Below are 6441 nucleotides of genomic sequence, written 5' to 3' on the forward strand. Positions count from 1 at the left end.
CGGCGCGGCAGCCGTCGTGCACGAGGCGTGCGGCGGCGCCGATGTCGGCGTCGCCGTAGCCGGCGATGTCTTCCTCGACGAAGTCGATGAAGCGGGCGTCACGCTGCAGCAGGCCGAGCAGTTGCAGCGCCGCTTGCGGGCTCGCTTCGCGCCGTTCGGGGGCCGGCGCCTTCACGGGCTCAGGCGCGGGGGCGGCGGAGGGGGCCGGGGCGGGTGCGGGTGCAAGCGGCGCGGGGGCCGGGGCACCGTCGCGCACGCGCAGCACGCCGGCCGCGAATTCGCGGTTGCCGATCACGGAGAAGAATGTGCCGACGGCCAGCGATAGCCGGCCGAAGAAGGACAGATTCGATTCGGGCATGGGGTCTGGACTCCTGTGGGCTCGCGACACGGCGAGCATCTTGCTTGAGCGCCGGGCGGCGGCGTGCGATTGCGCACTGCCGCCGCCCGACGCGTGATTCGGACGCACCCTCGCGGGTGCGGAAAACCCGTATTTTGCCCTGTGACGGGCAAACCGGGCAGAAGTTGGGGGACAGATCACGGCGGCGCACGCATTTCGCGCCGCGCCGGATTGCGTCGGACTACACGTTATCGCGGGTCGAAGGCGATGTTGCGGCGCATCAGCGCGGCTTGCGGCGGCGCGCCGCCTTCGCTTCGAATTCGCGCGACAGCATGCCGAGCGTGACTTCGCCGAAGCGGGCGAGCAGCGCCGTCTCGGCCTCCTTCAGCGCCGCCGACAGATGCGCGTTGACCGCCTGTTCGACCAGGCATTCGGGCGTGTCCTCGGTCACCAGATCGGAAAACACCGGCGGCTCGCCCACCGCGCGATAGACGTCGAGCAGCGTGATGCCGTCGAGCGGGACGCTGAGCGCCCAGCCGCCGCCGTGGCCTTTCTCCGACTGCACGTAGCCGCAGTCGCGCAGCCCGCCGAGCAGGCGTCGCACGACGACCGGGTTCGTGCACAGCATCGTCGCGATCGCCTCCGACGTCAGCGGGCCATCGGCCTGGTCCATGTGGATCAGCGCATGCAGCATGCGCGATAAACGGCTATCGGTTCTCACGGACGGGCGGCTCCCACTCTCGAAACTTCTGAAGTTGCATGAATGATATCACCAGCCTATCATGCAACTTCTCGTGTTTCATGAGTTGGCCGCCATCGAAGCACGTCTTTCGCTCGTATGAACTCAGGAATCGGGAAAGGAGTGGACACATGCAGATGCATCATGACGTGATCGTGGTCGGCGGCAGCTTCGCCGGGCTGTCGGCCGCAATGCAGCTCGCGCGGGCGCGACGCCGCGTGCTCGTGATCGACGTGGGCCGGCCGCGCAATCGATTCGCCGAACATGCGCACGGTTTTTTCGGGCAGGACGGCAAGCCGCCTGCGGAGATCGTCGCGCAAGCCGCCGCGCAACTGGCGGCCTATCCGACCGTGCGGCGGATCGCGGGCGAAGCGCGCACCGCCGAGCGCGACGCGAGCGGCGGCTTTCACGTAACGCTCTCGGACGGCAGCCGTGCGAGCGCCGACCGGCTGATCCTCGCAACCGGCATTCGCGACGAACTGCCCGCGTTGCCGGGGCTCGCGCAACGCTGGGGCATCAGCGTGCTGCACTGTCCGTATTGCCATGGCTACGAGGTGGCGGGCCGGCAACTCGGCGTGCTGGCGACGCATCCGCTGTCCGTGCATCAGGCGATCCTGATTCCGGACTGGGGGCCGACGACGTGGTTCACGCAGGGCGTGGTCGAAGCGAATGAGCAGGAGGCGGCGCTGCTCGGCGCGCGCGGCGTGCGCATCGAGCGCTCGCCTGTCGTCGAAATTCTGGGCGAGGCGCCGCGAATCGAAGCGTTGCGGCTCGCGGACGGGCGAGTCGTGTCCATCGATGCGTTGTTCATCGGCGCGCGTACGGAGATGGCCAGCGATCTCGCGCAACAGCTTGGCTGCGCGTTCGACGAAGGGCCGCTCGGTGCGGCGATTCGCGTCGATACGTGGAAGCAGACGAGCGTGCCCGGCGTGTTCGCGGCCGGCGATGCCTCGAGCCTGATGACGAATGCGACGTTCGCGTCGGCGTCGGGCGTCGCGGCCGGGGTCGGTGCGCATCGGTCGTTGATTTTCGGGCTCGACGCGTGCAATGGATGAAGCCGCGCGCGGCATGGCCGTCACACGACGAAGGGCCATGCTCGTGGAACCTGCAACGCACGCGCTCACGTCGAGCTGCGCGCGTGCTCGCGGAATCCATGGCCGCATCGATGGATTCGACGAGCGATGTGATGTTTAATCAATGCTCGGCCACACCGGCATCAAGAGACATCCCATGCTCGACCTTGAAGACCTTCGACTCGTTCGCGCGATCGGCGCGTCGCGCTCGCTGGCATCCGCAGCGCGGCTGCTCGATCTCACGCCGCCCGCCGTCACGATCCGCCTGCAGCGGATGGAATCGCGACTCGACGTCAGGCTCGCCGTGCGGCAGCCGAAAGGGATCGAGCTGACCGACGAAGGGCAGCGGCTCTATCAGGAAGCCGTCGAGATTCTCCAGCGTGTGGACGCGCTGCCCGGCAGCATTGCGGGCGGTCACGGCGACGTGCAGGGCTCGCTGCGCGTCGTTGCGCCGTTCGGCTTCGGACGTAAGTACGTCGCGCGGATCGTGCGCGACGTGCAGCGCGCGCATCCGAAGCTCGACATCTCGCTGCATCTGTCGGAGAGTCCGCTGACCAGCGCGGCCGGCGCGGACGTGGTCATCCACGTCGGCAGCCTGAAATCGTCGTCGTGGATAGGCTATCCGCTCGCGCCCAACGAGCGCTTCCTGTGCGCAAGCCCCGGTTACGCGCGTCGCATCAAGGCGCTGAACCATCCGTCCGACCTGGCGCACTACGACTGCCTGTGCCTGCGCGAGAACGACGAGGACATTACGCGCTGGCGCTTCTCGCAGCCCGGCGACGGCAAAGGCGAATCCCGACGATCCGCGGTGATCCGCGTCACGGGCGCGCTGTCGTCGAACGACGGCACCGTCATCACCGACTGGGCGCTCGCAGGGCTCGGCATCGTGGAGCGCTCGGAGTGGGACGTCGCGCCGCAGCTCGCGAGCGGCAAGCTCGTCAGGCTGCTGCCCGACTGGCATCTCCCGCCAGCCCCCGTTACCGCGCTGCTGCCCTCGCGCACCGGCCGCTCCGCGCGGCAACGGGTGTTTCTCGAAGCCGCCACGCAATTCCTCGACCCGCCGCCCTGGCGCAGCCCGGCCTGAGCGCCGTCCTGCCATTAAATCTTGCTTAATGGATGATTTTCCGCCCATTAAACACGCGGCATGCCAGACGCCCTACAGTGCTCGCATCGGTCACCCTCGAGGCAACGCATCATGGGCATCCCCCTCCTGAACACCCCCGCCGCATTGATCGACGTCGATCGCATGCGTGACAACATCGCGCGCATGCAGGCGCATCTGGATGCGCTCGGCGTCACGTTCCGGCCGCACGTGAAGACCACCAAGTGCCGGCAGGTCGTCGACGCGCAAATCGCGGCGGGCGCGCAAGGCATCACGGTGTCCACACTGAAGGAAGCCGAACAGTTCTTCGAGGGCGGCGTGCGCGACATCGTCTACGCGGTCGGGATGATCCCCGCGAAGCTCGGTCAGGCGCTCGCGCTGCGCCGGCGGGGCTGCGACCTGAAGATCGTCGCCGACACCGTACAGACCGCACGTGCCATCGCTGAATTCGGACGCGAGCATGGCGAACGCTTCGAAGTCTGGATCGAAGTCGACGTCGACGGCCACCGCTCGGGGATCGTGCCCGACGACGACCTGCTGATCGCCGTCGGCTGCGCGCTGGTCGACGGCGGCATGACGCTCGGCGGCGTGCTCGCGCATGCCGGCTCCAGCTACGAATACGACACACGCGACGCGCTGGCCGCGATCGCGGAACAGGAGCGCAGCCGCACCGTGCGCGCCGCCGAGCGACTTCGGGCAGCCGGGCTGCCGTGCCCGGTCGTGAGTATCGGATCGACGCCGACCGCGCTGTCGGCAGAAAACCTCGACGGCGTGACGGAAGTCCGCGCAGGCGTGTACGTGATGTTCGACCTCGTGATGCACAACATCGGCGTGTGCGCACTGTCAGACATCGCGCTGTCGGTACTGACCACCGTCATCGGGCACCAGGAAGAGAAAGGCTGGGCGATCGTCGACGCGGGCTGGATGGCGATGAGCCGCGATCGCGGCACGCAGCGGCAGGCGCGGGATTTCGGCTACGGCCAGGTGTGTACCGAAGCGGGCGACGTGCTCGGCGAGTACGTGGTAAGCGCAGCCAATCAGGAACACGGCATCGTGTCTCGCCTCGGTGCGCCCGATACGAACATCGCGCAGCGGTTTCCGATCGGTACCCGGTTGCGGATCCTGCCGAACCACGCGTGCGCGACCGGCGCGCAGCATCCGGAATACCACGCGCTGAGCGACGACGGTGCCGTACAGACCTGGCCGCGCTTCTATGGGTGGTAAGGATCGCGCGGGGTGACCGGCGCGCGGATGCGATGCGCCGGTTTCCCCGGTCAAACCTGCCGCTGCATCGCCGCCCCATAGTTATTGACCGTTTGTCTACATCTGTACAACCCATAAAATCCGCGATCCGGATTGCACACGACAGGTTCCTCGCCATGCCGACAGACGCCCAGCTCCTTCTTCTCGATCGGGATGCGATCGCACCGGCCCTTCAAGCCGAGCAAGTGATGACGGCGGTCCGCGATGCCTTCGTGCTGCACAGTCAACGTGCCGGACGCGTGTTTCCGGTCGTGCGCGAGAAGCTGCATACCGGCGGCGTGTTCGGCATCAAGTCGGGCGATGTCGCGCGCCAGGATCTGCTCGGTTTCAAGGCGGCCGGCTTCTGGCCCGGCAATCGAAGCCGGGGCGGCGAGCCGCATCAGGCGACGATCGCGCTGTTCGACCCCGCCACCGGCCGCCCGCTCTGCATCATGGACGGCAATGCGATCACCACCGCCCGCACCGGCGCGGCGGGCGGCCTCGGGCTGCAGGCGCTCGCCCGGCCCGACAGCTCGCGCATCTGCGTGTTCGGCACCGGCGTGCAGGCACGCGCCCAGCTCGACCATGCGATCAGGATGCTGCCGCAAAGGTGCACGGTGCAGTACGTGAGTGTCAGCGGCGAGACGGATCCGGGGTTCGAATCGGCGTTGCGCGAACGCTGCGACATCCGCGTCGCCCGTGACCGCAACGATGCGGTGACCGACAGCGACATAGTCATCACGGCGACGCCGGGCGGCGGCCCGCTGTTCGACGCCGACGCGATTCGGCCCGGCACGCATCTGACCTGCGTAGGCGCCGATACCGCGGGCAAGCGCGAGTTGCCGGAAGGCGTACTGGAACGGGCGCGCATTTTCGTGGACGATCACGAGCAGGCGCGCAGTATCGGCGAGTGCCAGTGGGCGCCCGGACTGCCGCGCACCGAGATCGGCGACGTGCTCGCCGGGACCGTATCGGTCGATCGCTCGCCTGACGACATCACCGTATTCGACATGACGGGCCTCGCGCTACAGGATCTGACCGTTGCGCGTTTCCTGTATCGGCAGGCCGTCGACAACGGTACGGGACGCTCGATTCCATGGCCGTGGTGAGCGGCAGTTGCGTGGTATCTTCCGTCGTCATGCGCCTCACCAACGTTTCCGCCATCTCGTTCGATCTCGATGACACGCTGTGGCCGTTCGGACCTTCCGTCCAACGGGCCGAAGCGTCGCTGCATGCGTGGCTGACCGAACATGCGCCCAACACCGCGAGCGTGCTGCCGACGTCGCACGCGTTGAGCGCGTTGCGCGACGAATACGAGCGCCTGCGGCCGGATCTCGTCAGCGACTATCGTGCGTTGCGAATCGGATCGATCCGGCTTGCGCTGGAACGCGCGAACGAAGACGTCACGCTGACCGACCGCGCATACGACGTGTTCTATTCCGCGCGGAACCAGGTCGAGTTCTTCGAAGATGCGTTGCCGGCGCTTGCATGGTTGAGCGCGCGGTTTCCGTTGATCGCGGTGACCAACGGCAATGCCGATTTGCGGCTGACCGGCGGCGGCGAGTTCTTTCGTGAGACGCTCAGCGCGCGGGCGTTCGGGTTCGCGAAACCGGAGCCGGAGATCTTTCATGCGGCCGCCGCGGCGCTCGGCGTGCATGCGGCGGAACTGCTGCACGTCGGCGACGACTTTCACCTCGATATCGTCGGTGCGTTGGATGCGGGGTTGCAGGCGGCCTGGATCGTGCGCGATGAACGTCCGGGAGCGGAGCACGCCGCGCATCGCACCCCGTCTCGGCATCTGACGATTCACGACTTGTCGGCGCTGTGTCGTGTGCTGGGTGGGCCTGTCGGGGGGGCGTAGCCGCAGGCCGGCGAGATTGCGTGGTCGATCGGCCGTAGGCCGACGCATATTTAATCCGGGCCGACAACCTGACGCGGCCGAGGACGT

Annotated in this window: 7 protein-coding genes; 5 read left to right on the forward strand and 2 right to left on the reverse strand. The window is 67.5% G+C overall.

From position 1 onward, the window contains the following. Together J7024_RS35950 and J7024_RS35955 are read right to left on the reverse strand one after the other, a co-directional pair. Positions 1-358, reverse strand: a 358-nt coding sequence (locus J7024_RS35950) for a DUF2760 domain-containing protein (protein WP_234745964.1), incomplete at its 3' end; no start/stop codon positions are given. A 259-nt stretch (positions 359-617) separates the two neighbouring features. Beyond that, positions 618-1058, reverse strand: a complete 441-nt coding sequence (locus J7024_RS35955; RefSeq protein ID WP_124829853.1) for an RrF2 family transcriptional regulator — start codon at positions 1056-1058, stop codon at positions 618-620. A 149-nt stretch (positions 1059-1207) separates the two neighbouring features. Between J7024_RS35955 and J7024_RS35960 the strand changes: the two genes are divergently transcribed. The 5 genes from J7024_RS35960 to J7024_RS35980 all read left to right on the forward strand — a co-directional run bounded on the left by J7024_RS35960 (position 1208) and on the right by J7024_RS35980 (position 6354). After that, positions 1208-2131, forward strand: coding sequence for an NAD(P)/FAD-dependent oxidoreductase (locus J7024_RS35960; RefSeq protein WP_124829852.1), 924 nt, complete (start codon positions 1208-1210; stop codon positions 2129-2131). Positions 2132-2273: 142 nt separating this feature from the next. Then, entirely contained in the window at positions 2274-3233 is a 960-nt protein-coding gene (locus tag J7024_RS35965; RefSeq protein ID WP_124829851.1) for a LysR family transcriptional regulator, read from the forward strand. A 111-nt stretch (positions 3234-3344) separates the two neighbouring features. Beyond that, complete coding sequence (locus tag J7024_RS35970) at positions 3345-4475, forward strand: DSD1 family PLP-dependent enzyme (RefSeq protein ID WP_124829850.1); 1131 nt, start codon at positions 3345-3347, stop codon at positions 4473-4475. 155 nt (positions 4476-4630) lie between these two features. Further along, positions 4631-5602 (forward strand): ornithine cyclodeaminase family protein, encoded by a 972-nt coding sequence (locus J7024_RS35975; RefSeq protein ID WP_124829933.1) that lies wholly within the window; start codon positions 4631-4633, stop codon positions 5600-5602. Positions 5603-5631: 29 nt separating this feature from the next. Continuing rightward, on the forward strand, positions 5632-6354 hold the full coding sequence (locus J7024_RS35980) for an HAD family hydrolase (RefSeq protein ID WP_124829849.1): 723 nt from the start codon (positions 5632-5634) through the stop codon (positions 6352-6354). Positions 6355-6441: the final 87 nt, after the last annotated feature.

This window comes from Burkholderia sp. WTPI3, from assembly GCF_021483755.1.
Lineage (GTDB): Bacteria > Pseudomonadota > Gammaproteobacteria > Burkholderiales > Burkholderiaceae > Burkholderia.